Source organism: Leptospira broomii serovar Hurstbridge str. 5399, from assembly GCF_000243715.2.
Taxonomy (GTDB): Bacteria; Spirochaetota; Leptospiria; order Leptospirales; family Leptospiraceae; genus Leptospira_B; species Leptospira_B broomii.
Genome location: NZ_AHMO02000008.1, coordinates 1500839 through 1527459, shown reverse-complemented (window position 1 = coordinate 1527459; position 26621 = coordinate 1500839). Strand labels below are relative to the sequence as shown.

23 protein-coding genes are annotated in these 26621 nt (G+C 41.7%); 11 read left to right on the top strand and 12 right to left on the bottom strand.

What is annotated here, in order from left to right; all coding sequences use genetic code 11:
* The first annotated feature begins 61 nt into the window (after positions 1-61).
* A complete protein-coding gene (locus LEP1GSC050_RS12760; protein WP_020987442.1) occupies positions 62-523 on the top strand; it encodes an OsmC family protein in 462 nt (153 codons plus the stop codon).
* On the opposite strand, the gene LEP1GSC050_RS12755 is transcribed toward LEP1GSC050_RS12760, so the two are convergent.
* Together LEP1GSC050_RS12755 and LEP1GSC050_RS12750 are read right to left on the bottom strand one after the other, a co-directional pair.
* Complete coding sequence (locus tag LEP1GSC050_RS12755; protein WP_010571595.1) at positions 520-3708, bottom strand: PP2C family protein-serine/threonine phosphatase; 3189 nt, start codon at positions 3706-3708, stop codon at positions 520-522. The genes LEP1GSC050_RS12760 and LEP1GSC050_RS12755 overlap by 4 nt on opposite strands.
* Positions 3709-3929: 221 nt before the next feature.
* A complete protein-coding gene (locus LEP1GSC050_RS12750; protein ID WP_010571594.1) occupies positions 3930-5387 on the bottom strand; it encodes an NAD-dependent succinate-semialdehyde dehydrogenase in 1458 nt (485 codons plus the stop codon).
* 169 nt (positions 5388-5556) lie between these two features.
* On the opposite strand from LEP1GSC050_RS12750, the gene LEP1GSC050_RS12745 reads away from it, so the two are divergent.
* The 3 genes from LEP1GSC050_RS12745 (at position 5557) to LEP1GSC050_RS12735 (ending at position 9979) form a co-directional block, all read left to right on the top strand.
* Positions 5557-6861, top strand: coding sequence for a hypothetical protein (locus tag LEP1GSC050_RS12745; RefSeq protein WP_010571593.1), 1305 nt, complete (start codon positions 5557-5559; stop codon positions 6859-6861).
* A gap of 657 nt (positions 6862-7518) precedes the next feature.
* Positions 7519-8967, top strand: a complete 1449-nt coding sequence (locus LEP1GSC050_RS12740) for a flavin-containing monooxygenase (RefSeq protein ID WP_010571592.1) — start codon at positions 7519-7521, stop codon at positions 8965-8967.
* The gene (locus LEP1GSC050_RS12735) at positions 8948-9979 is read left to right on the top strand and encodes an alpha/beta hydrolase (RefSeq protein ID WP_040911336.1); all 1032 of its coding nucleotides are present in this window, start codon (positions 8948-8950) and stop codon (positions 9977-9979) included. Before LEP1GSC050_RS12740 ends, LEP1GSC050_RS12735 begins: the two co-directional genes overlap by 20 nt.
* An 86-nt stretch (positions 9980-10065) precedes the next feature.
* Here LEP1GSC050_RS12735 and LEP1GSC050_RS12730 read toward each other — a convergent pair whose 3' ends face one another.
* Entirely contained in the window at positions 10066-10443 is a 378-nt protein-coding gene (locus LEP1GSC050_RS12730) for a hypothetical protein (protein WP_010571590.1), read from the bottom strand.
* A gap of 164 nt (positions 10444-10607) precedes the next feature.
* Here LEP1GSC050_RS12730 and LEP1GSC050_RS12725 point away from each other — a divergent pair, with 164 nt between their 5' ends.
* The 4 genes from LEP1GSC050_RS12725 to LEP1GSC050_RS12710 all read left to right on the top strand — a co-directional run bounded on the left by LEP1GSC050_RS12725 (position 10608) and on the right by LEP1GSC050_RS12710 (position 13119).
* Positions 10608-11105, top strand: coding sequence for a hypothetical protein (locus LEP1GSC050_RS12725; RefSeq protein ID WP_010571589.1), 498 nt, complete (start codon positions 10608-10610; stop codon positions 11103-11105).
* A gap of 109 nt (positions 11106-11214) precedes the next feature.
* Positions 11215-11778 (top strand): DNA-3-methyladenine glycosylase I, encoded by a 564-nt coding sequence (locus tag LEP1GSC050_RS12720; protein WP_010571588.1) that lies wholly within the window; start codon positions 11215-11217, stop codon positions 11776-11778.
* A gap of 17 nt (positions 11779-11795) precedes the next feature.
* A complete protein-coding gene (locus tag LEP1GSC050_RS12715) occupies positions 11796-12446 on the top strand; it encodes an SAP domain-containing protein (protein WP_010571587.1) in 651 nt (216 codons plus the stop codon).
* 79 nt (positions 12447-12525) lie between these two features.
* The gene (locus LEP1GSC050_RS12710; protein WP_020987415.1) at positions 12526-13119 is read left to right on the top strand and encodes a hypothetical protein; all 594 of its coding nucleotides are present in this window, start codon (positions 12526-12528) and stop codon (positions 13117-13119) included.
* 33 nt (positions 13120-13152) lie between these two features.
* On the opposite strand, the gene LEP1GSC050_RS12705 is transcribed toward LEP1GSC050_RS12710, so the two are convergent.
* Both LEP1GSC050_RS12705 and LEP1GSC050_RS12700 read right to left on the bottom strand, forming a co-directional pair.
* Positions 13153-13374, bottom strand: a complete 222-nt coding sequence (locus LEP1GSC050_RS12705; RefSeq protein WP_010571585.1) for a hypothetical protein — start codon at positions 13372-13374, stop codon at positions 13153-13155.
* On the bottom strand, positions 13371-13904 hold the full coding sequence (locus LEP1GSC050_RS12700) for an RNA polymerase sigma factor (protein WP_020987681.1): 534 nt from the start codon (positions 13902-13904) through the stop codon (positions 13371-13373). The genes LEP1GSC050_RS12705 and LEP1GSC050_RS12700 overlap by 4 nt, the downstream gene beginning before the upstream one ends.
* A gap of 274 nt (positions 13905-14178) precedes the next feature.
* Here LEP1GSC050_RS12700 and LEP1GSC050_RS12695 point away from each other — a divergent pair, with 274 nt between their 5' ends.
* Entirely contained in the window at positions 14179-14469 is a 291-nt protein-coding gene (locus LEP1GSC050_RS12695) for a DUF433 domain-containing protein (RefSeq protein WP_010571584.1), read from the top strand.
* A gap of 4 nt (positions 14470-14473) precedes the next feature.
* Here LEP1GSC050_RS12695 and LEP1GSC050_RS12690 read toward each other — a convergent pair whose 3' ends face one another.
* From LEP1GSC050_RS12690 to LEP1GSC050_RS12665, 6 genes are all read right to left on the bottom strand, one after another.
* Complete coding sequence (locus LEP1GSC050_RS12690; protein ID WP_010571583.1) at positions 14474-15001, bottom strand: NuoI/complex I 23 kDa subunit family protein; 528 nt, start codon at positions 14999-15001, stop codon at positions 14474-14476.
* Positions 14988-16442 (bottom strand): 2Fe-2S iron-sulfur cluster-binding protein, encoded by a 1455-nt coding sequence (locus tag LEP1GSC050_RS12685; RefSeq protein ID WP_010571582.1) that lies wholly within the window; start codon positions 16440-16442, stop codon positions 14988-14990. The genes LEP1GSC050_RS12690 and LEP1GSC050_RS12685 overlap by 14 nt, the downstream gene beginning before the upstream one ends.
* A gap of 103 nt (positions 16443-16545) precedes the next feature.
* Entirely contained in the window at positions 16546-17691 is a 1146-nt protein-coding gene (gene aroC, locus LEP1GSC050_RS12680) for a chorismate synthase (RefSeq protein ID WP_010571581.1), read from the bottom strand.
* Positions 17692-17767: 76 nt separating this feature from the next.
* Complete coding sequence (locus LEP1GSC050_RS12675; protein WP_010571580.1) at positions 17768-19261, bottom strand: HD-GYP domain-containing protein; 1494 nt, start codon at positions 19259-19261, stop codon at positions 17768-17770.
* A gap of 143 nt (positions 19262-19404) precedes the next feature.
* A complete protein-coding gene (locus LEP1GSC050_RS12670) occupies positions 19405-20904 on the bottom strand; it encodes an HD domain-containing phosphohydrolase (protein ID WP_010571579.1) in 1500 nt (499 codons plus the stop codon).
* Positions 20905-21099: 195 nt separating this feature from the next.
* Positions 21100-21711 (bottom strand): ACT domain-containing protein, encoded by a 612-nt coding sequence (locus LEP1GSC050_RS12665; RefSeq protein WP_010571578.1) that lies wholly within the window; start codon positions 21709-21711, stop codon positions 21100-21102.
* A 437-nt stretch (positions 21712-22148) separates the two neighbouring features.
* Here LEP1GSC050_RS12665 and LEP1GSC050_RS12660 point away from each other — a divergent pair, with 437 nt between their 5' ends.
* Together LEP1GSC050_RS12660 and LEP1GSC050_RS12655 are read left to right on the top strand one after the other, a co-directional pair.
* Positions 22149-23864 carry an ABC transporter ATP-binding protein gene (locus tag LEP1GSC050_RS12660; RefSeq protein ID WP_232225788.1) on the top strand — a complete coding sequence of 572 codons (1716 nt, stop codon included), beginning with the start codon at positions 22149-22151 and terminating at the stop codon, positions 23862-23864.
* Positions 23865-23931: 67 nt separating this feature from the next.
* A complete protein-coding gene (locus tag LEP1GSC050_RS12655; protein WP_010571576.1) occupies positions 23932-24330 on the top strand; it encodes an SET domain-containing protein in 399 nt (132 codons plus the stop codon).
* Here the strand turns inward: LEP1GSC050_RS12655 and LEP1GSC050_RS12650 are convergent.
* Positions 24327-26369 carry a sigma-54-dependent Fis family transcriptional regulator gene (locus tag LEP1GSC050_RS12650; RefSeq protein ID WP_010571575.1) on the bottom strand — a complete coding sequence of 681 codons (2043 nt, stop codon included), beginning with the start codon at positions 26367-26369 and terminating at the stop codon, positions 24327-24329. The genes LEP1GSC050_RS12655 and LEP1GSC050_RS12650 overlap by 4 nt on opposite strands.
* Between the last annotated feature and the right edge of the window lie 252 nt (positions 26370-26621).

Sequence of the window (26621 nt, the reverse complement as noted above, 5' to 3'; positions counted from 1 at the left end):
GCAATTTAAAGAAAGACAGTACTATTTAGGCGTATTTTAGAAAAAACATATGGAGCTAAGAATGTCAGAGCATCGCATCCACCTAATCTGGAAAAAGGGGCAAGAGGAATTTAAATATGAAGTCTATGATCGTACTCATTCCATTCTCTTTGACGGAGGTCAAGAAATTCAAGGCTCTTCGACCCCCTCTACTTATGGAAAAGCCGAGTTCGCAAATCCTGAAGAAATGATAGCTGCAGCCCTCTCTAGCTGTCATATGCTTACGTTTCTTGCCGTGGCAGCAAAGCGTAAATACGTAGTTCTCGAATACGAGGACCTGGCGGTTTCCACGTTAGATAAAAATCCAGAAGGAAAGCAATCCGTCATAAAAATCGATATTCATCCGAAAACCAAATTTTCAAAAGAAAACGTTCCGACCGAAGAGGAATTAAAACTACTGCACGAGCTATCGCATAAAAGCTGCTTTATCGGAAATTCGATCAAATCCGAGGTTTTAATTCATCCTATTCTTTTGGAGAATTAAGATTCTCTATTATCGAGATTCTCGCCCGATTTCGGTTTACGATCTATGTATTTTCGAAGTACGTCTCTAGTTTTCAAAATCGCTTCGTTATCTGGATCCAATCGCAACGCTGAATGAGTCATTACCATCGCACGGTCATAATTTTTCAAAGCGATGTAGACTTGAGCCAGATTCATTAGGTTTTTAAGATGATCCGGCTCTCGCAAAAGTAGTCGCTCTCCGAAATCTAGCGCTTTTCTGAGTTGTCCCGCTTTTCTCGCCGCAAAGGATGCTACGTATAGGATTTCCTTATCAACAGGTTTTATATTCAGATAATCTTCAGCATAACGAGCCGCTTTAGAGTAATTTTTCATTTTTAGAAACAAACGAATAAAATTCTTTTTTACTTCCGGAATCCTACTGTTTAAGGATTCAGCCTGCTCTAAAAATGATATAGCCTCGTCGATTTCCTTATTTTGAGAAGTGTCCTTAGCCTTCTTGAGAAGTTCTCTAACTTTCTCCTTCTGCTCCTCTTCCATACGGCGCTGTTCCGGGTCGGCTTCCTTAAACGACAATCTAATCAAAGATAAATCGTCCGTGAGATGACCTTTGCGAAGGATTCCATTATAAATTTCTTTTAAATCGCCCTTGGCTTCTTCGACTAGCCTTAGAAACAGGCGTTCATCATCATTGATGATTCTTCCACCCTCGGCGTCGGTCCCGATCAAAATATCATCCCGTCCGTCCGAACCGGCGATTATCACATCTCCCGGTTCCAATTGGAAGGTTTTAATGAAGATTCGCCCTTCCATTCCAGTCGTACCTAATTTACGAAACATTAATTCGTCTTCGATAAAACTAGCGATGCCGTCACGATAAAGTACGGTCCACGGATGTTCGGCATTAATAAAATAGAGGACACCGATTTCGTCGTCGATTAAACCGATGACGGATGAGACCAACATCGATCCGTCAAAACTTTCAAAGACTTTATGTAATTCTGTGAAGGCGTTTTTTAGCCACCTCTCCGGAGACTGCGCACGCATAGACTCCACAATTCTAGTTCTCTCGATGATCGACTCAAAGACGGCGCCTAAAACCAAGGCACCACCTGCTCCTTGCATGGACTTACCCATCGCGTCGGCGTTTAGAAAAACCGTATATGACCGTTCTTGCAGTTCGATATGGTTGGAGATATTTAGATCTCCTCCAATTTCATCTTTATAGCGACGGAACGTAAACTTTTTCTTTTGCTCCATCAAAAAGTCCACTTTCACGTTTTCTTGAATGGCTTTATTTGAACCTAACGGCTTGATCAAAAGAGAGGTTAAGAAATAGTCTCCGTCCTGCTGCTGCTTTAATTCTCGCACTTCACCTAAAGTCTGTTCGAGCTCTTTCGTTCTTTCTTTTACTTTTTCCTCTAGTTCGTTCGCATACTGCTCGAGTCGCTTTCTCGCGGCCTGAATGGATCTTGCCATTCTGTTAAATGAACGGGCGATAAAGCCTATCTCATCCTCGACCCTCGGTGTAAGACGATAATCGAGATTTCCGGAATTCACCTCCGTTAATCCGACTACAACCTCGTCCATCGGAACGATTAGAGCGTATTGAAAAAAGAATCTAAACCCGATCGATACGATCAGGATTACGGCGATCAAAGAGGCGACAAGAACCAGAGACGGCTCATGCAAGAATGCTCTAAGCGTCTTATATTGGAATCCTACCTCGTAAATTTTCCCGTTTTTTGGGTGAACGAAATAATAAGCGACGTAGAAAACGGGTTTTTGATCGCCTACATTATAAAATTTTGTTCCACGATAAATCCGTTCTCCCGCGTCGCGAATCACCGCTAAAGAAGATAGAGTCAGAGTGGAAATTTCGGCTTCGGATTTTCCTCTTTCAATCTCGTCGCTTATCCTTGATTTTACTTTTCCAAGCATTTCCGAAAGTCCGATCTCTTCCGATTGAAAGAGTTTGCTAATTGCAGCCTGGTCATTTTTCTTCGGAAGATGGGAGAATTTACTTCGTATTATGGAAAGTTTCTTTCGTAATGTATGAAAGAAGGAAATCATCTCGGCGTCCGAAACTTCTTCTTCTTTTTTACTTGAGAGAAATTGTCGAATAGCTTCCTGATATCCGTAAAATTCCTTCGGCGCGTCCTTCAAAATTGATTTCGATTTCTCCCAACGTTGCCCGGCAGGAAGAGTTCCTAAATTCGTCAGAAGGTTACTAAAATGAAAGAATCGGATTTCGAGTTTATCTTCGGCCACGAACCGGGAATCTTTCGCTCCTTGTTCGATTTCAAATTTGTCGTCACCAGGGTCGTACGAAATTTCGTATGCGAAACCTTCCGGCTTCTCCTTATCCATTACGACAAGTTTGGTCTCTCTTATTTTTATTTGATCGAAAGAAGATTCATAGCCGTTTAATACCGCGTATCCCACTAACTGAAAGACGAGCAGGAAAGTCGCCATCGTTATTCCTACGATACGACTCAAGATCGTTGTTCTTTCCTTAGTCGTATTTACATAAACGACCAGTATCAAAAATAGTCCTGTAACCAATCCTAAATCGGCGACTTGTTGATAGACTGCTCTGGAAATCGAACCGTCTCGACTAAGCGCGTTCGCAATACCCGGGAGTATAGTAATTACGCAGTAAGAAAGCATAATATAGATGACCGAGCGGCGTTCTTTCCCCTTTTCGCTGATAGCCCTCCAAATTCCGGCGACTAAGAATGATACGTTATAAATTAGAACTAGAAGCGAAAAGAGTTTATAGAAAAGATGGGTTTCGAAGTCCCAGTAATGACTTCCCATTACGAAAGTTCGAACCGACTGAAGGGAAGCGATTATATAGAATCCCGTCGTTAGGATTACTCCCAGGTAGAGCACGGCATATACTGACAGTCCGAGTTTCAATCTCTTTGGTTGCGGAAAGTAAAAGAAGAAAATTAACAGCTGCGTATAGCCTATCATCGGAGTAGGAATGACGATCCATCGATGAAAGATAGACCATTCTTCATAGGATACGAAGCCTATAACATATCCAAGATGAAAGACAAACGTGGCTAGGGAAGAAATCCCCAAGTGAAACGCAGCTTTACTTCGATCTTTAATGGTGAGAAAAAAGAGAGAGACATATAACGCAAAGAGGGAAGCAAGCAGGGAACCGAAAAAATAAAAATTAAGATAAATTTGGTCCATAAAGAAGGGTAGCCTAAAAAGAATTAGATTAAAACAACGATCGTCAAGGAAAATAGTTTTTTATTCGATGCCTTTGTCGGATGTCCTACAGTAAGATACCGTTAATCTTCGCAGCGAATGCTGCAAAATAGAAACTGTGGCCAAAGAGTATCGAATGATAGACGGATATTTAAGGAAAAAAATAACAAAATCGATCCGATTCAAAAATGGGCTCGTCAGATTTAGCCCTGTCCACCCCAGCAGATATATTTTAGCTCTTGGTATTCTTCTATTCCGTATTTAGAACCTTCTCTTCCAAGACCGGATTCTTTTATACCTCCGAACGGGACTTGCTCGGTTGAAAGCAAACCTTCGTTTACCGAAACCATTCCTGCCTCGATCGATTCGCTGACGCGCCAAATTCTAGCCGGATCCGTCGTATACAAATAGGATGCCAAGCCCACTTTACTCGAATTAACGATTCTTAACGCCTCTTCTTCAGTTTTAAAATGCAATATGGGAGCAAGAGGTCCGAAAGTCTCCTCCTGGAAACAAAGAGATGATTCGGAAACGTTTGAAATCACCGTAGGTTCATGGAAATTGCCGCCTAATTTATGAGGGTTTCCGCCTGATAGCAATTTGCCTCCGCGTGCCAAAGCATCCTCGACATGCTTACGCATTTTCATCAATGCTGCGGAGTTAATGAGAGGGCCTTGTTTTACATCTTCGTCAAAGCCGTTCCCAACCTTTAGTTTACTCGCTTCTTCCGCGAGAAGTTTAGAAAATTCCGCTGCAACGGGAGCTTCCACTAGAATTCGATTTGTGCAAACGCAGGTCTGTCCTGTGTTTCTGAATTTAGAGAGAATAGCCCCTTTAACGGCTTCCTTTAAATTGGCATCGGCAAAAACGATGAAAGGGGCATTTCCTCCGAGCTCTAACGAAACTCTCTTAACACTTCGCGCTGCCTTTTCTAAAAGAATTTTTCCCACTCTCGTAGAGCCTGTAAAACTGATCTTACGCACGATCGGATTTTCCAAGAATTCGTCGGCGATATGTTCCGGCTGACCTGTTACGACTTGAATGGCGCCAGGCGGAAAACCGGCCTCCTGTGCAAGAGCTACCAATGCTAGTGTGGAAAACGGAGTAAGTTCGGACGGCTTCGCGATGACGACGCATCCGGCGGCAAGCGCAGGTCCGGCCTTCCTTGTAATCATTGCGCTCGGAAAATTCCAAGGAGTCAAAATCCCCGAGACACCGACAGGCTCTTTCCAGGCGAGAAGACGAAGCTCCTTACGATGTGTAGGGATTATATCGCCGTAGGTTCTCTTTGCTTCTTCGCCAAACCATTCCAAGAACGAAGCTGCATAGTCAATTTCTCCTCTCGATTCCGATAGAGGCTTCCCTTGTTCCCATGTCATAATTTTGGCAAGATCTTCCTTATGAAGGATCATTAGATCTGCCCAGGTGCGGAGGAGCTTAGCCCGTTCTTTGCCGGTAGTCTTGGACCATCTTTTTTGTTCTATTTCAGCAAATTCGATAGCCCTTTTTACTTCCTCTCGCGGAAGGTCCGGAACGGTCCCTATCTCGGTTTCTGTAGCCGGATCGAATACCGAAATCGTATTTGGCCAAGAGTTCCAATGACCCGCATAAAAACAGGAAGTTCTAAATAACGAAGAAGAGGCGAGGTTTGGATGATTCATAATAATGCGGAATAATTTTCTCAGTAACGGGCTTTGACTACAGTTTTAGTAAAAAGTTATTTTTTTTTATTAAATTATAAACAAAAAAAGGGATACATTTTAATCATTGATAGTTAACTAACTTAATTATCTGAATTGAATTTAAAAACGTTTCTCAAAGCCTTGTCATATGAGCATAAAACATCGGTACTTAACAACGGCTCTATTCTTATTTGTTCCGTTTTTAATCGACTTGGAAGCCGTAACGGTTCTAACCACCAGCGGTCGTACTTTCGAAAGGGTGACGATCGAAAAAGAAACTGATACGGAAATCGAGATCATCGATAAAGACGGTGTAATTTATCGAATTCGAAAAAATAAAATCAAACAGATTTCTCCTGATTCAAAGGAAGGCCCGGCCGAGTTCACGACCGATGAAAGTGTTCCGACGGGAGCAGTAAAAAAGCCCTCGCCTGCCGAAGCTTTACCTGAACATTCCTTACTTTTTTCACAATCCGTCTCTAACGACGGTGCGTTTCAGGGGGTGGATTTATTCGGTGAAAGACAAGCAAGAAGAAACGGAACTAAATATAAGGATTTTTATCAAGCTTACTTTCTAACAACTAGCATCGATTTATTAGGCCTACCGAAGCAGTTCAAACTAGGTATGACCATGATGAATCCGTTAGTGGATCGATCCAACACGGACGCCGATAACTTTGTTCAATCGACGCCGGGAGGACCGGATCAAAGTTATTTGATCAACCAATCTCTCGCGACCGGAACTTTGCAATATGATCCAAACCAGGTAAAAACTCGAAAAGAAAAGAACGGCTTATTCGATTATCTTTTTACCAGAGCTATGTACGAACATGAAACGAAATTGGGCGCTTTTTCGGCGGGATTTTTGTTCATAAACGCCAATGACCCCGTCTATGTGATGAGAGGATATTGGGTCATAGGATGGCGTCCTCCGTTTCTTGAGTGGCTCAATCCTCAGCTTTCCGCTAATAATAAAATGTTAAACGATTATGGTGGAATCTTTCAAGGAACTCATAACTATCGACTCTCGCTTAGCCATGAATTTTTTAAAGGAGAAACATTTCGAATAACTCCTAGTCTAGTCGTCGGATACGCCGATGTGAACGATAATATCGATCGGAAAAAGGGAATTAGCGATATAAGCCCTAGATTGCAATTCGATTATGGAAAGTTTTTTTTCGCGGCAAACGCAATGTTTAGAGCGACACCTGCGTTAGTAGACAACTCCACGTATACTCCTAGCAGCGGGGTTTATCCCGATACAAACCCGAACGACGGTAAGACGACGGATCCTTCCAAAGTCTACGGGTATAAGAATGAATATATCGTTGATTATCTCTCTGCCATCGCGCCGAACGAATTCGTACGGAGGGGTTTAATCGAGCATTATCAACAACAGCATATAGCTCATTTTATATTCTTTTATAATATCGGTTACACGATTAGGATCTAAAATTACTAGGACCGAAACCTGAAGATCGGTCCTTGCCACAAGAGTAGGTCGAAGGGCTTCTCCTCGACCTATCTCCTCCGCGATACCTTTCAGAATATAATCCGATTCGTCCAATTTAGAGTTTTTGAGTCATTCCCAACATTTTGGAAGCGACTCCATAGAAAGGAATCATTCCCTGCTTCCCACCGATATTTTATGCGTTTGATTACTTAACTCTTTATCATGAGGAATGTAAAGAGCATTAGTATGAACGAAAGAACCCCTCCGACACCTGCACAGTTAACTAAATGATATCATTCTAAAGATTTAATCTTTGAATTCCGCAGCAACCTGATCGATATATACATAAATATTTTATAATATATTGGTCTATTCCCGACGCGTCCTCACTTGTTCACCGTTTTCCGGATTCCATTACTAATACCGTTCGTCTTTTTGACTTAATGCAACGTCTATACGCTTCTGCCAAAATCTGAATCGATTATAATACAATTAACGTTAAAATGAACATTTGTTTTCTTTTCGTCTTTCATACGATTCGGACTAAGCGATTTGAATTATTAACTCAATTCATTTTCCTACTTGACTGATAGTGAAATGAGATCTTTACTTAAATCTCATTTTTTAACAATCATTCTATGGAAAGGGAGAACGGTCATGGTGGATTTACCTAAAGTTTGTGTGATTGGTGCCGGCTCTAGCGGAATTACGGTATGTAAATCTTTACAAGATAAAGGAATTCCCTACCACTGCTATGAAAAAGGAAGCGATATAGGCGGGAATTGGCGTTTCAATAATGACAATGGAATTAGCAATATTTACAAATCTTTACATATCAATACTCATCGCGATCGCATGGAATATCGCGACTATCCGATGCCACCCTGGTATCCGGAATATCCAAACCATGAGCCGATACAAAAATATTTCTTAGACTATGTGAGTCATTTCGGTCTCCGGAAAAACATCTCGTTCAAAAACGGTGTTAAGAAGGTCGAACCGCAAGAGGACGGAACATACTTAGTCACCACCGAGAAAGAGCAGAAAAAATATTACGATGCAATAATAGTCGCCAATGGACACCACTGGTCGCCGCGCTGGCCGGAGCCGAACTTTCCTGGAAAGTTTAACGGTAAGATTATACATTCCCATGATTACGTTGACCCCGAACATCCGATTCAACTCGTCGGTAAGAGAGTAGTCATTCTCGGAATGGGAAATAGCGCGATGGATATTTCCGTCGAATTGAGTCGCCCCGGAGTATGTAAGAAAGTTTTTCTATGCTCTAGAAGAGGCGCGTGGGTAATTCCTAATTATCTATTTGGAAAGCCTCTAGATAAATCCACTCAACTAATTCCTCCCGGAACACCCTTCTGGCTAAAAAGGATGGTACTAGGATTTATCTTAAAATTGGGAGTCGGTAAAATGGAAGATTTTGGACTGCCAAAGCCCGATCATAATCCGGGAGAAGCGCATCCTACTATCTCTCAAGATATTCTAGTCAGACTAGGCAGAGGAGATATCATATATAAGCCCATAATCCAGGAGTTTAAAGGAAGTAAGATCAGATTCGCAGATAATTCGGAAGAGGAAATAGATGCGGTGATTTATTGCACCGGTTATAATGTAAAATTTCCGTTCTTTGACCCTAATTTTATCGATGTTCAAGACAATCATTTACCTCTCTTTCATAGAACATTCAAGCCCGGATTAAATAATTTATTCTTTATCGGACTTTATCAACCTCTGGGCGCAATTATGCCGTTAGCCGAATTCCAGGGAAAATGGATCGCCGAATACCTTGCGGGAAATTATCGGCTTCCTAGCGTTCCGGAAATGCAAAAGCAAATTGCTAAGTACGAAGACGCAATGAGAAAACGATACGTTGCATCGGCAAGGCATACGATGCAGGTTGATTTTGAAGATTTTCTCTACTATATGCAAAAAGAATTGAAATCTGGTAAAGTCCGTGCATCAAAAGCTGGAAATCGACTTCCAATTGAAGCGAAAGCCCAACATAAGACTTCGTCGAAATTGGGTAGTTTAAACGGAAACGATCACAAGGTTTTAGGAAGAAATAAAAAAGGTGCTTTGGCAAAAGTTTGAGACTATAGCGGCAAGGTCATTGATGGCATTGCCAAATGAAGTACTTCGAGCCTTCGGAGAAGATGTTAAGAGAGAGCGGGTCCTAGATCCTAAAGTCAAAGCGGCTTTATTACTAGCCAAAATCAAACCAAGGCTAGAAAATCTCCCGCCCGTTCAGGCAAGAACCCTATTTGAATTTATCGTATCCCTCTTCGACCTGCCCAAGGCAGAGATCGCCCGTGTCGAGGATTTTACGATTGCAGGCGTTTCGGGGAGGGTCCCGGTACGTTTGTATTCTTCTAGTGATCGTTCCGAACTTCTGCCCTGCCTTATCTACTATCACGGCGGGGGTTTCGTTATCGGAAGTTTAGAAACCCATGACCATGCATTGCGATATCTCAGTCGTTTAACGGGTTGTGCTATTCTCGCCGTCGATTATAGACTCGCTCCGGAGCATGCATTTCCGGCTTCTTGGGAAGACGCATATTCGGCTTATAAATGGGTACGAAGTAGCGGGAAAGCTGTAGGATTGGATCCTAAGAAAGTTGCAGTCGGTGGAGATTCTGCAGGCGGGAATTTAGCGATCTCGATCTCGACGAGGGCAAAGAAAGACAAGATAACTGCTCCTATTTTTCAGATTTTATTCTATCCATGGATAGATCTGTCGCAAGAAAGAAAGAGCATCGAAGAATTCGAAAAAGGTTATGGTTTAACCAGGGATCTCCTCAGATATTTTAAAAAGCATAGCTTCGCAAATGCAAACGATTGTTTAAATTCGCTTGCAACTCCGCTCAGACTATCCTCATTCTCCGGAACTCCTCTTACTTACATTCAAATTGCCGGGTTTGATCCGCTCCAAGACGAGAATTTTGCCTATGTCGACTTATTAAGAAAGGCCAATGTCGGAGTCGAAGCAAAAGTTTATGGCGCACTTATTCACGGCTTCGTTAATTTGGCCGGAAAAATTCCCGCTGCAAGAGAACCTTTAATGGATGCCGCGGTTTGGATTCGAAAAGGTTTTAAATTAAAGTGAGAATGAAATGATTCGGCAAAACAAACCGTTTCTTTACAATATAATCTCTTTCTAATTCTACGAAGATTTTCGCTTATTACTTTGGTTTAAAATGCTTTATAAATTTGATTTTGCTCGACTGATTCGACGAACCCCTTTTTTTTCCCCGCAGTTTTTAATAACTCGATTCCGGGATCTGATTCGAATACGATATGGAACGTATTCTCGCCGATTTTTTCAATTCTTATGATTTTAAAATCCGGTAAAAGTTCTTTTAGCCTTTCCGAACCAGTTCCTTTCCTCAATGTTAAAATGTATTCGTTGCGAATTGAACTTTGAGATTTTTTCGATACGATTTTGTCTTTATCTCCAGCTCCTTTCGTATTCGTGCCCGATTCATTCGCGTTCGGGTTTCCGTCTAAACCTATCAACAGGGAAAAGAACAGAATAGCTTGCCAGCCCAAATAACTGAAAATTCTCATCATGCGATTATATAATTCAAAATAACCTCGTTCGTCTATTCCAAATCAAAGTTTAAAATCTGGTGTCATACATTACTTCGTTTCTATTAAAATTTTTCGAATTCGACAGCTTATTTCTCATGGAAAATTGATTTGAAATTTTGAAGGTTCATCTAAGAAATTTCAACATGCGTTCTCGATTCATCGTCTATTTTTTACTTCTATCGTTTCTTCCTGTGCGATTCGCAACGGCATTAATTCCGACAAAACCTCAAAAGCAGGATAAAGAAAAAACGGAAAGAAATCGGACGACAAAATCTCCGGATAAGGCTTCCTGTTGCGAATTGGATGATACGTCCCAAGAAGATCTCCGATTAGTCAGAATCTGCCTAACCAAAAACCAAACACGTTTTATCTTTAAGTATGCTGCCCCTTCCCCCTTCGCTTGTACGATCCTGAGTAACATAACTTTTCGGGATGCTTCAGGTAGGATTTACGAACCTATTTCTTCCGAAGGAATTCCGGATTGCAATTCGCAAAAACGATGGAACGTTGAGGAATTTATTTGGAATTTCGAAAGAATAAATCCAAAGTCTAAATCGTTCGATTTATTTGAAAAAGAAGTCGCAGGCCTTTCCGCTTGGAGCTGGAGAGAAATTAATCTTGAGAAATGCAATCTCGAATAGAAATTAATTCTTCTTAACCCTTGTGATTAAAAGAATATAATGTGAATATCGAAAGCATTCTCTCTAGTACCGAACGTAACGTAATCAATCTACGGAGTTAAATTTTAAAATGGATAAACCCAGAAGCTACTGTTCTTATATCCGTTCTTTAGGCCCGAATGAGGCAAATGAACACAAAGCGTATCATAACACTGAATACGGGTTTCCATTGGAAACCGACGACGAACTTTTCGGTCGCCTAATCCTCGAAATAAATCAAGCTGGATTATCATGGACTACGATTTTGAAAAAGAAGGAAAATTTCTACGAGGCATATCATAGATTTTCCGTCGAAAAAGTATCCAAATACAAACAAAAAGACGTCGATCGACTGCTTTCGAATGCGGGAATCATTCGCAACAAACTTAAAATTGAAGCGACAATACATAATGCAAATGTAATTCGATCCATTCAAAAACAATCCGGCAGTTTTTCCTCCTGGTTGGATTCCCATCATCCGAAGTCGCGAGATGAATGGACTAAACTATTTAAGAAAACTTTCAAATTCACTGGAGGAGAAATCGTAAATGAATTTCTTTTGAGTACCGGTTATCTTCCTGGAGCCCATGATTCGGATTGCCCGACTGCAAAAAAAATTTCCAGACTTAAACCGGCGTGGTCAAGAGTTAAATAATCGAACGTAAAATCGTAATGAATCGACCGCCGTTCATAAAGATCAAGTCAGTAAGGGAATTCGAAGAGCATTATTGGTATCGGGAAGAACTCCGTCGAATATGCGCCGATTTAGGTATTCCACTCTTTGGAACTAAAGTCGAGCTGGAAGAAAGACTTAAAGCTTATATTAAATCGGGCGATATCGAACAAATTCGATCGCAAGGAAGACCGAAGATTCCAGCTTCGAAGCGTAGGCAGAAAAATCCGCTTAAAAAAATCACCCTTAATTCTAAGATACTTTCGGATGGGGTAAGGTTCGATTCCGTATTTCGAGAGTTCTGCCGAGCCTACTATGGTAGCAAAAAATTCTCTTTCACGAAAGCCATGGCCGAAGCCGTGCGCGATGCGGAAAAAAGTGGCAATGTAAATTTGACCGTTGCAGACTTACTAAGAATTTATGAAAACCCTCCTACAACCCCTCGTCCGGAAGATACGGTCCTGCGATGGAATCGGTTTGTGAAAGACTTTCATGCAGATGAGAAAACACATGCATTTAAGAACAAACTGAACATTGCCGCTTTCATTTGGGGAAAAGTAAGAGACCGCTCGGGAAGCAAACGATACAATTCCGATCTTTTATCGGAATTTTTCACAGAAATTTCCAAAATAGAGAGATCTAAAAAGTAATCGATCTCATGCTCCTTTTTCGCTCGCCGAAACGAGCGATTCACTATATAATTAAGAAATAGAACCGAATTATCGATTTATGCGCACTACAATTGGTATTATAGTATTACTTTTTTTTCTTTCCGGACTTCCCTTATATGTCAAAGGCAATGATGAGAAGGAAGCATGTTTAAACTGGGAAAAAACGTTTCCGAATGTGGACTCGAAACTTTCGCTGGAGGTGAGTAGTTTTCATCTCCTCCTTTCGCCTCCCTCAGTCGCTATTATGCAGAGTCGTAGACTGGGAGAAGTCGTCGCAAAAACTTTAGGTTCGTATAAGATCGCGAATCGGGAAATCTTAATCGAATTTGATTTTCAAGCCGATGATCCGGATGAGTGTAGCACTAATTGTAAAGACCAGAGCTACCGAGCAAACTTCGACTCAAGCGACGAAGACCCATATAAATCCTGTATCCTGTCCTGTCGAAAGAACTCCGAGTTTCGTTACGGAAAAGATAAGTTCAGAGTACCGCTTGTATTTAGAATTTTTAAGGATGAATCTTCTACGATTCGAATTGACGCCTTAAGTTATCGCGACCCTCATCCGATTGCGGGAAAGATGGCGTATATATTTCCGCATTATTTTGCCGGAGATCCTATAGGATGCGCTCCTGCAGGAATTACTTGGGACTAAATCCCAATATATTTAAAAGAGGATGAGAATTTTTTAGGTTGGGGTACTTTTCGGGAATTCCGGACTTAACTCAATATCATGCAAATCTAATTGTGATTTTAATTGTGCGATTTTTCTATACTCCTCTCCTTTTTCCGGGTCGGTCAGGATTATTTGCAATAGCTCCTTCTTACCTTCTATATCTAAATTACCGGAAAGATAAGATGCGAGTAAATCCTCGAAGCTTTCTTTCTTTCCAGTAATTTTTCGCGTCATATCGATTCGATCCCATTTTCCTCGAGAAAGGTCCTTAAAATTCTGAATGCACTTAACAATCTGCGACTGACGGTTCTTTCAGAAATTTTTAATGCTTCTGCTGTTTCTCTAAGAGTCTTTTTTTCTAATTCTTTTAATAATATTATACTCTTTTCTGGTTCGGGAAGACGGGAAATTCCTTCTTTCAAAAAGGAATTTAAATTTTTTTTCTCTATTCCCGATGGATCTTTATCATTTCCGGCGGAAAGCTCCGGGAAATTATCAATATTGATAGAGATGTTGTTCGATTCTTTTTTCGAGCGATTGAAAAGTTTAAAGTAGAGATTTTTGCCGATGGTGCATGACCAAGAGGAAAAGCTACCTCTTGAAGGATCGAACCTGTGCATGACCTCGTAAGCCTTGAGGAAGGTTTCTTGAGTTAGATCTTCTGCAATTTCGGGACTACCTGAAAGCTTCAGAAGGAAATGATAAACCGTATTCCGAGAAGATTCATAATATTTCGAAAATTCCTGTTGAGAAAGGCCTTCCATTTTTCTCTAAATACGGCAAAATCCAAGATTCTGGCTAACTTTTACAAGAATCATAGTGGACGGAAGCATAAATTGACTCGATCTTTCTCGACTCTCAAATGAGTAGAAAGAAAATTTGGACTCGGTGAAACTTCCCCTTGTACATCTTTCTTTTTATATCCCTTTTGGGCTAAGTCAAATAACTTTGATTGGAGGAAACTCCCTTTTAGTTAATAAAGAGAAGAATTTGAAATGTTAAGCAAATTGCAGAAAGGAAATTTGTTATTAACTCATAATGGATAAAATTCTTTTTCACCAGGACAGAATCGTCTCGCATCCTTCCGTTTGTGGCGGAAAGCCGGTAATAAAAGGAACTTCGATACGCGTTTTAGAGGTATTGGATATGATCTTTCTCGGATTCGGTTTAGAAGAAATCTTGGGTGAATATCCGCAACTTCTCGAAGAGGATGTTAGAGCCTGTTTACAGTATGCTTCGAGAAGGTTACATTCTCCTCTTTTAGAGAAAGCTCTTAGCCAGGGCTGGGTCGACAATCGTGACCAACCATATCAAATATGTAATAAATGATTTTTTATTTTCTCTCACCAAGAATCGGACCGCCGATCTTTTGCATCATTCTTTCCTTTGTAAGGATTAAATCTTCACGATTGTCCGCTGCCATTTCCGCCGGACCGTCTAAGTAAATTGCACCTTTAGGACAGGCCTCTTCGCATAAGCCGCAAAAAATACAGCGAAGAAGATCGATTTCGAATTTCTTTGCAAATTTATCTTCCGGATGAAGGTGTTGAATCTCCGGAGTCACAAGTCCCGCTTCGATATGAATCGCGTCGGCAGGGCAAATCCACATACAGCAAAAACAGCTAGTGCATCTTTCTCTTCCCTGCTCGTCACGTTTCATGGTATGCATACCACGAAAGCGAGTGGAATATTTTCTCCTTTTTTCCGGAAACTCGAGGGTCACCGCCCCTTTAAGAAAAGCGGCTTTTATAAAGTGTTTTAAAGTGATCCACAATCCTTTTCCGATGGAATATGAATAAAGTTTTTGGTACCAAGCCAATTTATGTTTGGCCGCTACATTTACGACATTAATGGTTCCCAATTGCAGCCTCCTTTTGCCCTGAACACAATTCGATAACGCGATCGACTAGCTCGGAAAAGAATTCTCCGGAAGAAAGTAATCCTTTAGGAGGTTCCATCGACTTATTAAAGGTTTGATTCCAGCCTTTCTTATTCGTAAAACTGCCGTTCTGCTCCGCAAATGTCTTGATCGGAATTCCAAAATTCGCGGAGGAAATTCCATCCGTTAGATTCGTTTCTAAAACTATCAACGTTTTCGGTTTTACCCGACCCAATACGTCCGAAACATTTTCCTTGATCACAAAAACGAGATCGTATTCTTCCTTTGAGATCGAAGAAAGCAACGATTCAAGGTTGGATCCCGAAATAAAATTCGCATCGACGGCTCCCTTTGTATTAGGATGAGCGTCGGTCGTGTATTGAAAGTCGATTTGCTCCGGATCCTTATATTGTGCGGCGGAGACACGAGCTTCTGCCGTAAACGGTATGCCGGCTTTTTCCAATGATTTTTTGATCGATAGAAGGTTTTGATCGGATTCGTGAGCGCCACCAAGGATTGCAACTTTACTTGCTTGAGAAACTTTCAGCGCGATCGCATCCAGGATTTCGGCACTAGTACTCGGATTTCCATTCTTATAATACGCGAATAGGCGGTTATTATTCAGCCAATCGACGTCAAAGCGTCCTTTATCGCAAAGGAAATATTGATCCTTTTCCTCGTCGATTCGAGGCATATAGCGATACATTTTATTATCGCGCACGTTCGTATATGTCTTGCAACCGGTGCTGCATCCGGGGCAGATCGACTCCTCTGATTTATACCACCACACTCTAGATTTAAAAAGCGTTTTATTGTTTAATAAAGCTCCAACAGGGCAGATATCCGCGAGAGCTCCTTGGTAATTATGGGAAATCGGCTCTTCCTTAGCTAAACCGATAATCGAATGATAACCTCTTTCGAATAACCCGAGATTCGATTCACCCACCAATTCTTCTTCAAATCGAACGCATCGATAACATACAATGCAACGATTATGATTAATGATTAGGTTCGTGCCTATTTCTTCTTGGGGAATATTACGTTTTTCAAGAGTGAATCTTGAATTTCCTTTTCCTTCGTTGAAAGAGTTATCCTGCAGTTGACACTCGCCCGCTTTATCGCAAACGGGGCAATCAAGAGGGTGGTTTGCGAGCAAGAATTCCATCGTCCCTTCTCTCGCTTCCTTCACTCGAGGACTGTTGGTGACGATAGAAAGGCCTTCCGTGACTTTAGTATTGCAAGCTACTTGAAGTCGAGGAATACCCTCGATCTCGATGAGACACATCCTGCACATACCGACTACGGATAGTTTCGGATGAAAGCAGAAAAAAGGAATATCAACACCGACATCTTTTGCTGCCGAGATCAAATTCTTCTTTTCGTCGACCTCGTATTCGATCCCGTCTATCTTTATCTTGACCACTCGGACCTCCGTTTCTCCGGCCCTGTCAGGCACAATGTCTCAATGGAATCGTACTATTCTCGATTGGCAACCCGTTTCTTTCCGGGTAAGTATTTCACTTTAGCTAGAATTTCAACTCGTTATAATAGGAGGGAATTTTTGCCCACTTTTTGAACCATTGCGGATTCATTGCCCTTTGGTACAGATAGGCGTCCACGAGAACCAAATTTACGGCCGCTTCGACTATGGGAACCGCCCTTGGTAGGACGCAAGGGTCATGCCGTCCTTTTGCCTCTAAGACCGTCTCCTGTCCGGCAAGGTTCACGGTATTTTGTTTTTTAAATATCGTAGAGGTCGGCTTAAACGCGGCGCGAATTACCAATGTTTCCCCGTTGGAGATACCACCTTGCAACCCACCCGAGTTATTTGTACGAGTGCGAACTCTTCCGGTGGCTTCCTCGACGTAAAATTCGTCGTTATGCTGGCTTCCCGTTAATTGAGTTCCGGAAAAACCGGATCCGACTTCAAAGCCTTTACAAGCCGGAATGGACAAAATCGCCTTAGCTATGTCCCCGTCCAATTTGTCGTAAACGGGATCACCCAACCCTGGTGGTAAATTATAGGACGCGCAGCGGATAACTCCACCCACGCTATCTCCTTCCTCTTTCATTTTCAGAATCAGAGATCTCATTTTTTCCGCTGCCGAAATATCGGGGCATCGAACCTCGTTACCGTCGACGATATCTCTCGTTTTCGGATATTGGCTTTCGGTAAGTCGAGACTCTATGGACCCGATTGTGTCCACCCATGCGACGGTTCTTATTCCGAGATCATCCTCTAGTATCAGTCTAGCTATGGCTCCTGCAGCGACTCTAGCGATAGTTTCACGAACGGAAGAGCGGCCTCCGCCTACGTGTGCACGAAAACCGTATTTTGCTTGATATGTATAATCGGCATGAGAGGGCCGAAAGGTATCGCGTAGGTTTTCATAATCCTTGGAAATCGTATTTTGGTTATTAACGATTAATGCAATCGGACTTCCGATCGTCTTTCCTTCGAAAACACCCGATACGACGCGAACGGTATCCGATTCATCCCTAGGTGTCGTTAGATTACTTTGACCCGGTCGACGACGATTCAGGTCTTTTTGGATCTCTTCCAATCGAATAGGAATCCCAGCGGGAACTCCCTCGACGACGACTCCGACAGATTCACCGTGTGATTCCCCGAAAGTGCTAATGCGAAATACTTTACCCCAGCTTGAAGGCATACAAGTACCAGAAAACAAGAACCCCGCGGCGGAAGAAAGTCCGTTTCCTTGATTATGGGGATAAAAGAGTTTTGTCTTACGCGACAGATTTCGGAGCGGTTTGCCGGTAATTTCTATCAATAAGATCAAATAAAGGAGGATCCAATTCCGGAGCTATCATATAGACGACTCGTCTCGGATCCACTGCGTTTCCTAAATTAAAAATAGCTTTGCGCCGATCAGGACTAAACGATTTCCGATCATACCCCGCTATGCGAATTTTACCCTTGTTTGTTAGGATCGGTCGAATCGATCCGATTCGTTCCAATAGAGGACGTGTTTGATTCCGATTAATTTCCTTAATAACGCAGGTCTCGAAATGGATTTTGCGCTGGGAATCTGAAGAAACTACGATAACGTAATCGCCGGGATTTAAAACGCTTCGATTTTCGCATAAACTCAATGCCATAAAATCGAAAAAATCTTTTACCACTTTTTCGTTATAAGAAAAAAAGCTGTTATTCAGAATGATCTTCATCGACGTGATCGAATCGTACGCTTCTCGCCAATCCTGTTTCGAACTTAAAGAGGCGAATTCTCCTGAGATTGATATTATTGACGGATCATCTTCGCTATACGTATTCGATTGCAAATACTGAATTTGTTTTTGTAGGTCTTCCACCAATATCGCACGAGTCGGGTCATCCTTATATTTTTCATAATACCCGAGAAGCTTCTGAAGTAATATGGCTGTCTGAGGATAATTATTATTCAAACCCTCGCCTTTATACGGTCTATGGCTATTTAATACGGCCGATTTAACCTGTGGCTGAATCGTGCTTAAATTAGCGATCATCAAATAGCTAATGATCGGATGATTTTTCACATACTCGAATTCTTCCTGGCTTAGATCTTTATGGACAGGTAATTTCATCCTAGATTTGCCGATATCAACCATGTAGGATGCCATCATCAGATTGATTTGTTGATTCTTTGAAATTTCCGAATCTTTGCTTGAAAGAGCCTTTAGTCCTCGAAGTTTCATCGCCATGGAAATGATGGTGCGCTTTGTAAGAATTTCCGAGTCCGTTTCAACTCCCGCGCCTTTCATGACTTCGATAACGTTTAATAAACCCATTTCCATATCGGAACTAGATGCAAAGTCTTCCAGAATTTCGTTGATCGCTTTTGAAACCTTTCGGACGTGATTACCGTTCAACGGATAATCGCGAAGCTCCTTCAATAAAGAAGACGCGTCGGTCGCCAATTGAACCGCAAGGTCAGGATTAACTAATTTTATGAACGATACTTTTCGGCCATGAACAGAATCTGGAAGATCGAATTTTATAGTTACTTTATCCCTCTCCGATATTAGAAAATAAATCCCTTGGGCCTCGAATTTTTGAAGACGATTGATATCTGCTTCAGAAGCGTTGTTCTTTCGATGAATAAGAATTTGCCCGTTCTTATTGTAAAAATCGACCGGGATCGCTTCTTCCTGTTTAAAGCGACGAATAACGTCATCATTAAATTCGAAACGCTCTAATCGCGTTAGATCGCCTGTGTTTGAAAAATTCGTGGGTTGATTCATTCTTCTCCCGCTTATCACCTTAGGACTATACTGACGGCAACCGGAAAAGCGACCTGAGTATATCAAGACTCGCTAATATCACTAGGAAATAAGAATGCTAACGCTTAGAGCAAGAATAAATTTCCGGCTAAGCGAAATGGGTTTTAAGAAATCGGAGCTTTAGCGGTTTCGTCGGTATCGGTCGTTGCCGACTTAGGATATAAAAAGTCGCGGGCTTTTTTATCCAAGAAATCGAAGAACTCTTCGTCGATTTCCGGATCTACTAGATAAATGATCCGTCTCGGATCCGCGTTTCGTTCTAGATTGAAGATTGCCTTACGTCTGTCTAAATTCAAACTTGTTTTCTCGAAGCCTGAAATCCTGATCTTTCCGTTATTTGCAAAAGTCGGTTTAATTGTACCAATTCGCTCCAACATAGGACGGATAGAATTTTTAAAAGACTCTCTAATTACGCAAATTTCAAAGAAAACTTTTCGATTCGAATCTTGGGATGCAACTATGACATAATCGCCGGTTTTCAGGAACGGTTGGTTTTCACTGAGTGAAAGCCCGACATGATCGTAGAAGTCCTTTAGAGTTTTTTCATTGTACGCAAAGAAACTATTATTTAAGATCAATTTCAAAGCTTTAACCGCATCCATCGGATTTCTCCAAGGCTGGGCGGTCGTTAACGAGGCAAATTCCCCGGCGATCGAAAGCGTACCGATATCATCGTAGTTAAGCGCATTCGTCAAAATTGTCTTAACTTGCTTTTGAATATCGCTAACTAAAAGACTCTTTCTATAGTCATCCTTATATTTTTCCCGATAACCTTGGAGTTTTTGTACGAGTAGTTTCGTTTGCGGATAATTATTATTTAACCCCTCGCCCTTGTGAGGACGGTGATGATTCAAAACGATCGTTTTCACCGAATCCTCCAATTCGGGGATATTCGCTATCATCAAGTAACTAATAATAGGATGGTTCTTAATATATTCCAGTTCCTCCGCTTTTAAGTTTGCGTGAGTGGGAATTTTCATCTGAGTGTAACCGATATCCGCCAAATACGACGCCATCATTAAATTCATTTGCTCGGCTTTCTTGATGTCCATATCGGTTTTTGTGAAAGCTTTCGCGGTTCTAACTTTCATCGCCATCGCAATCACGGTTCTTTTAGTAAGAACCTCCGAATCGACCGATGCTCCTACGTTGGACATAACCTCAAGAATGTTCACAAGACCGGTTTCCATATTTGGAGAAGATTTAAAATCTTCTAATATAGAATCGATGGACTTTCCGACGTCTTTAACGTGTGCACCGGATAACGGATACTTTTTAATCTCTTGTAGGAGATCGGAAGCGCCCTTTGTCAAATTGATAGTGAGTTCCGGATCTATTAACTTTTCGAAAGAAGGGTCTAAAGACGAATTTCTTCTTCCGGAGCCGGGGCGTATCTTACCGATTTCCGCAGCTAAAAAATAGATACCTTGTTTTTCGAATTTTTGAAGACGATTGATATCGTCTGCCGAAGCCATATCTTTTCTATGGATTAGGATTTGTCCGTTCTTGTTATAGAAGTCTACCGGGATAATCCTATTTTCGCGGAAATGCTGGATTACCTCCTCAGTAAAATCGAATTTCTGTAAATCCTTGGATGAGTCCATCTTCCGGGCGGAAAACTCCTATTTAAATAGTATCGGTTCTTAGTTCGTCAAAATACGCTTTAAGACTCTTCCAAAAGGCGCATATCGGTCAGAAATTAAAAAAAACGAAATTCCGCAGAATGGAGAAATGATTACAAATTCCGACTCGAAAATACCGCTTAATTATACTATCTGAGACGAGCTATCTTTCGTCTATCAAACTTGGTTTAAGCTACTTTGAAGAATATATCTTCGAACGCGCTCTTCGACGGATGACCCCGCAAAACCTGTCTCTGTACGCGAGTCGGTTAATAGGAAGGTATCCAGAGCTTTATTGGTCGTCCCATCGGTACGAACCTCGCCGGATAAAATATTGATTCCGAGATCCTTTAAAACGCCGGTCACAAAATACAGAAGACCTTTTCTATCCGGTGCTTCCAAATAAAATTTCGTAGCGGAACCGTCAGGTAAATCTTCGAATTCAAGTTGAGAGTCTTTACTTAGATAGAATGTGTTCCGAATATCGATTTCGCTCGAAGTTTGGATCATTTCTTCCAAAACTTTCTCGTCGGAGAAAACCGAAGACATAAGAATACCTAGCTTTGAGGCCTTAATTCGCGAATCCGTCTCATCGGAACGCAAGAGAAATTCATCGTAGCTGATGAGGGATTCGCCTTCCTTTACGGTCCTAATATCCCCGGAAAGGATCTCAAATCCCATAAAAAACATGGCTTTAACCATTTTATGAAGAGTACCTGGGGCGGTTTCCGAGGTCTTTAAGGTGACCCGATAAACCCCGTATTCTTCTTTATAATTGAATTCGATCATAATTCCGCGTTCAGCACAAAATACTATTTCGGGAACAAAAAGACACCCAAAAACTAATGTACTATTCTAGACTTCAATCAAGTCTAAAATATATACGACCTTTTTTCCGGATTCTGTCTCCTAAATTTTTTTCCATAATGAGACAGAAGAGTGGGGAAAATCTTTCACCTTCCGCTTTCCGTCCCGGCCACTATCAGAATAATAGGAAATTCCAGGACTACGTTAGGCAATCAAGTTCCTGCACCCTTAATCCGAACAGGGCAATAGGGGACAAATTTATGACAAATAAACAGAAATTCAAAGACGGCTTCCGTTTGGGAAAAAATCCCGCTACGTTCCCGAACAACCCAACCAATGCACCGAAAGCTCCGCCTGGAAGTCAGGCGGCCAGAGGATCGTATTCCTCATCTCTCGGACCCAATTTAGTCTCGGGAGATATGTCGCAGGATTCCCCTTTGCTGGTTTTACGAGGATTGGCTCGTTTCTTCAGAAAATACAAACTCAGATTGGGTGTAGTACTCGGACTTTTATTAGTGGAAATTTTGGTTTATTCCACGATTCCTTTTTCCTTCAAGTTTCTAATCGACGAAGCTATCATTGGAAAGAACCAAACAGTACTTTATATTACCGGAATTTTATTAGTCGGCGGAACAATTTTAATCACCGCCGTCGGAACAGTTCGAGATTATTTATACAACTGGGTTTCTGCGAGAACGATTCGCGATATGCGCGAAGAATTATTTCTGCATTTGCAAAGAGTCAGTTTGGATTTCTACGGGAATGCAAGAATGGGAGACATCCTCTCTAGATTCTCTTCGGATCTATCTGCGCTTGAGAACGCGGTTTTAGCCGCTATTCCATGGGGAATTTCTCCGATCCTTGAGGCAATTTTCGGGACAGCTTTATTATTTGCTCTAGATTGGAGACTCGGCGCGATAGCGACGCTAACGTGGCCAGTAACGTTTCTTGGGCCGATCTTTTTCTCGAAGCGGTCCACTCAAGCAAGCTATGATCGCAAGGGAGAAGAAGCTAAAGTTTTAAATGCGGTAGAAGAATCGGTGTCTGCCCAAAACTTGATTCGAGTTTATGATTTGGATAAGCTTTTCTGGGAGCGATTCCGTGGAAATTGCGATCGGCTATTTAACGTTTCTTTAAGATTAGGACTTACCAATTCTTACTTAGAACGTTCCGCTTCCGGCGGGATTTTATTGCTGCAAGCAGTTCTACTGATTTCAGGCGCTTGGTTTGCATTTCACGGATTAGTCAGCGTCGGATCGTTGGCTGCCTTCCTACCTCCTTTTTTAAATTTGAGCTATTCCCTTCTATATGTCTCGCAATATTTCCCGACATTAAATCAAGCGAGCGGGTCGGCCAAGCGAATACTGGAAATTCTGCGGACTCCCGTCTTTGAACAAGACGTTAATCGTTCCGTTTCTCCATCCGAATTTAGAAACATGATTCGCTTGGAAGATGTTCACTTTCGATATAAGGGTAGAAATAAGAATTTAAACGGGGTCGATCTCGAGATACCGAAAGGAAGCTATACTATCATTCTAGGGCCGAGCGGTTCAGGAAAAAGTACCATCTTTAAAATGCTTTTAGGAATTATCGAGCCAAACCAAGGTAATATCACATTGGACGGCTTGGATTTGGATAAAATCCATAGACCTGCCTTACATTCGTTGATAGGAATCGTATTCCAAGATACGTTCTTGTTTCACACTAGCATTTTAGAGAATATCCGGATGGGTTGTCCGAACGCTAGCACGGAAGAAGCGATAGAGGCGGCTAAGCTTGCGGAAATCCATGAATTTATTTCCTTATTACCGGATGGGTACGAGACTGTCGTAGGCGATAAAGGAACTAGACTTTCCGGCGGTGAAAAACAGCGGATCGCTTTAGCTCGCGCCATGGTTCGAAATCCGCAGATCCTATTACTGGACGAAGCTACGTCGGCATTAGATCCCGTTACGGAAGCTAGGATTCTTAAAACCCTGCAAAAATTGCGGGAAGGAAGGACTATCGTTTCAGTGACCCACAGATTGACCGGCTTACACGCCGCAGATCAAGTGCTTGTCATGAAAAACGGAATCCTAGAACCCTATCATTCGTCCGAAACGGAGATAGCTCCTATTCCGGCTATCGGACTTTAATAGATTTTATTCCGATAAACAACAACGAGATTGATTTTAAAGGAACCGAATTTTTCTTATTCTTACTATGCTAAAAGTACCTACCTATGTAGCCGACTCCCCTATCGGTGGGCTGGGCCTCTTTGCAGGCCGGGAAATCGAACCGGGAGAATTAATTTGGGAATACCATCCTAAGACCGTTTGGATATTAACTCGGGAAGAAGTAGAGTCCCTTCCCGAGCGCTTACGTGAGTTAATTTATACTTATTCATATCTTTACGAAGGAAAATGGTTTTTCTGCGTTGATAACTCCCGTTTTATGAATCATAGTGATGATTCCAATACCCTGGAGGACAAAACCGGAGTGGAAGGAACTAGTAATCCGATGGGAAAAGACAGGGCCGTTCGTAAAATAAAAGCGGGCGAAGAGCTAACTTGTAATTACAAACAGTTCGATCAGAATTGGAACGAAAAACTTCCGTCTTAATAGTCGATTTTTAAATCTTTAATTTTCTTATCTAGAGTATTTCGGTTAATACCGAGAAATTTTGCTACTCTAGTCTTGGTATATTTGAATTTTTTCATTGCGTATTTGATCAACCGCGCTTCGACTTCACCCACGACCACTTCCATTGCCCGTCCGTCCAAGGCATCTAAATGCGCCGGAGAAAACCGGGAACTTGCGACTTCCATAGAAGTATCCGGATCTCCCACGTCGATGGACTCGCCTTCATCTCCATATAGAATTCTCCCGTTGATTTCCGAGAAATCCTGAATATCCAGCATTTCGGACTGAGAAAGAACGACGGCCCTTTCGATAACATTTTCCAATTCTCTAACGTTACCCGGCCAGCTATAGCTCATTAATAGTTTATGAGCCTCTCTCGTGATACCTTTTATTTTCTTAGTATTCTCGATGGTGTATTTCGAAATGAAGTGATTGATTAATAACGGGATATCTTCAGGACGATCGCGTAACGGAGGCGTCACCATGTTCACAACGTTCAAACGATAAAATAAATCCGCTCGGAATAATTTTTGACTGATTAACTCCTCTAAATTCGCGTTTGTTGCGGCGATTATTCGAACGTCGATCTTTTTGGGTTTAACGGAACCGACAGCTTCGATTTCCTTTTCCTGTAAAACACGAAGTAGTTTGGATTGCAGATTCAAATCCATTTCTCCGATTTCGTCCAAGAAAATCGTACCGGTATCCGCCATTTCAAATTTTCCCTTCTTGTCGGCTACTGCACCGGTAAAGGATCCCTTCTTATGACCGAAAAGTTCCGATTCCAATAGATTTTCAGGAATTGCCGCACAATTTATTTTAATGAACGGCTTATCTGCGCGAGAGGAATTATAATGAATCGCGGAAGCTATCATCTCTTTTCCGGTACCGGATTCTCCGGTGATTAAAACGGAGGCGCGAGAATCCGAAACCAACTGAATCATCTCGAATAATTTTTCCATCGGTTTGGATTTCCCGATAAGCGAACCGAATTTATACTTATTCTTCAGCTCTCGTTTGAGTAAAACGTTCTCTCTGGAAATCTCTCTCTTTTCTTCGTCGATCAGTTTTTGAATCCTAATCGCCTGATATATTATCGAAGCGACGACTTGAAGAAAATCTAAGTAGGTCTTTAAATCCACATATTTCTTATGAACAAAGAAAACGCTGACCACTCCGAGTACATCGGTATCTGATTTTATCGGAGCCGCCAAAAAACTGACGTTTTCCGGGTTGTTTTTGAAATGAGTCACATTCCCCATTCGGTTTAAAAAATTATCATCATTAACGATCGATTCGATGATAAGCGCTTCGCCCGATTCGTAAACTTTTCCGGTAACTCCTTCACCGGGGAGATAGACCCCTTTTTCCATTTCATCGGCATTAAGCCCGTAAGCACCGGTGAGTTTTAAAATATTCTTCTCGGGGTCGAATAGAACGATTGAACCTCTCTCCAAATTTAGAGATTTATCCAAGCGTTCCATAATATCGTCGAATATTTCCTGCAAAATAAGCGTCGACGTTACCGTTCTAGAAATATCGATCAGAACCTGTTGAATTTTATTTTTCTGTTCAAGCTGCCTAAACGTTTGTAAGTTTTTGAATATCTGAGCGGCCATGTTGGCCAAAGTAGATACGAGTTCTAGATGCTCTTCCGAGAAGGCTTGCTTACGACTTGAATCCAAAGAGATAACACCGATGACCTCGTCTTCGACGATCATTGGTACTGCCAACTCCGAAAGAATATCGTCCTTAATAGAAATATAATGCGGGTTTTGCGTGACGTCATTGACGATCATTCCTTCCCCGGAAGCTGCAACAATACCGGTTATCCCTTCTCCGACTCTAAGCTTTACCTTTGTTCGAACGGAGGGATTCATTCCGCGAAACGTAACGATATCTAGAACTTCATCCTGACGATTGATAAGCATTAAGGAGCCGGAACCGACTTCGCAAATCTGGATGCATCGTTCCAAGATTAGATCCAGAAGACGATCGGGGTCCAAAGTGGAATTCATGGCTGTCGCCACTTCTTGAATATGGCGGAGTGGACTTGGTTTTATGTAGCCTGACATCTGCTTAAAAAAGGTGCGAATTGATGATTTTCACGTCAAGGAAAAAATCTTAAAAATCAAGCAAGCGGCTTCAAAATAGTTCAACTCGTCGTTCTTTTTCCGTTTTCTACCTCAGTTACCTGAAGTTTAAGCGCTTATTTTTTGAGATTCGTTTGCGAAAACGATTTCCTTATGAAAGAAATTTCGTATCGTACC